Annotated in this window: 2 protein-coding genes; one reads left to right on the top strand and one right to left on the bottom strand. The window is 66.0% G+C overall.

The window, feature by feature from the left end; translation table 11 throughout:
* Positions 1-7: 7 nt before the first annotated feature.
* Positions 8-436, bottom strand: a complete 429-nt coding sequence (gene tnpA / locus GAS53_RS54840; RefSeq protein WP_151485298.1) for an IS200/IS605 family transposase — start codon at positions 434-436, stop codon at positions 8-10.
* A gap of 51 nt (positions 437-487) precedes the next feature.
* On the opposite strand from tnpA, the gene GAS53_RS54835 reads away from it, so the two are divergent.
* On the top strand, positions 488-1,416 hold a 929-nt coding region (locus GAS53_RS54835), incomplete at its 3' end, for an RNA-guided endonuclease InsQ/TnpB family protein (protein WP_151485297.1).

Raw genomic sequence — 1,416 nt, 5'->3', positions numbered from 1 at the left:
GTAGCGGTCAGAGGGGGCGCTTCTGGCCCTCGATGTACTGACGCATCACAGTCAGCGGCGCTCCGCCGCAGGAACCCGCGAAGTAGGAGCGGGACCAGAAAACCGAGCCCATGCCGATGCGGTTGATCCGGCCGGTGTACTCGGCCCGCAGGTAGCGGGAGCTGACGCCCTTGAGGCTGTTGATCAGTTTCGACAGGGCGACCTTCGGCGGGTAGTGCACGAGAAGGTGCACGTGGTCCTGTTCACCGTTGAACTCCCGCAGCTCCACATCGAAGCCGGCGCACACCTCCCGCATGATCTCCTCGCACCGCCCGAGCATGGCGTCATCGAAGATGCCATACCGGGACTTCGTGACGAACACCAAGTGAGCATGAAGGTTGTAGGCGACGTGACGACCGGTGCGGATATCGGGGTTTGGTTCCCGGCGTGGTGACATACGCCAAGCGCAGTATGATCAAGCGAACCGACGTGGAAGGGGGTGGGCCGGATGATCCGTGCGTACAAGTTCCTCATGCGGCCCACCGTCCGCCAGGAGCAGGCCCTTCGCGAGATGCTGGCCGACCACTGCTCCCTCTACAACGGGGCACTGCAGGAACGCCGGGATGCCTACCGGCACATGTCGAACACGAGCATCAAGTACGGGCAGCAATCCGCGCAGCTCAAGGAGATCCGGGCCTTCGACCCCGAGCGTCAAGGTTGCTGGTCGTTCTCCAGCCAGCAGGCGACGCTTCGCCGTCTCGACAAGGCGTTCGCCGCGTTTTTCCGCCGCGTGAAGGCCGGCGAGAAGCCGGGCTATCCCCGCTTTCGCGGGCGGAACTGGTTCGACACGGTGGACTTCCCCAAGGACGGCGACGGCTGCCGCTGGGACTCCACCCCGCACGACCGGGTGACCCGCGTCCGTTTCCAAGGCGTCGGGCATGTCAAGGTCAATCAGCACCGGCCGGTGGTCGGCAAGGTCAAGACCGTGTCCGTCAAGCGCGAGGGCAAGCGCTGGTACGTAGTGCTGACCGCCGAGCGGGCACAGCCCGAGCCGCTGCCGCCGACCGGCAGCGTGGTCGGCATCGACATGGGCCTAGCCAGCTTCCTCGCCGACTCCAACGGCGAGTTCGCCCCCAACCCGCGTCACGGACGCAAGGCCGCCGTGAAACTCGAGGCTGCGCAGCAGGCCCTCGCCCAGTTCCCCCGAGTACGCCGGGACAAGCGCACCGCCAACCATCACCGTGCCGTCCAGAAGGTTGCCGACCTGCATCGCAAGGTCCGCCGCCAGCGCCTCGACCACGCACACAAGACCGCTCTTGACCTCGTGCGGCAACACGACTTCATCGCGCACGAGGACCTCAAGATCCGCAATATGGTCAAGGCCCCTGTCCCGAAGCCGGACCCCGAGACGCCGGGCAGCTTCCTGCCCAACGGGGC

Source organism: Streptomyces albicerus, from assembly GCF_008905045.1.
Taxonomy (GTDB): Bacteria; Actinomycetota; Actinomycetes; order Streptomycetales; family Streptomycetaceae; genus Streptomyces; species Streptomyces albicerus.
The sequence above is the reverse complement of the archived record's forward strand: the minus strand, read 5'-3'. Positions and strand labels throughout refer to the sequence as shown.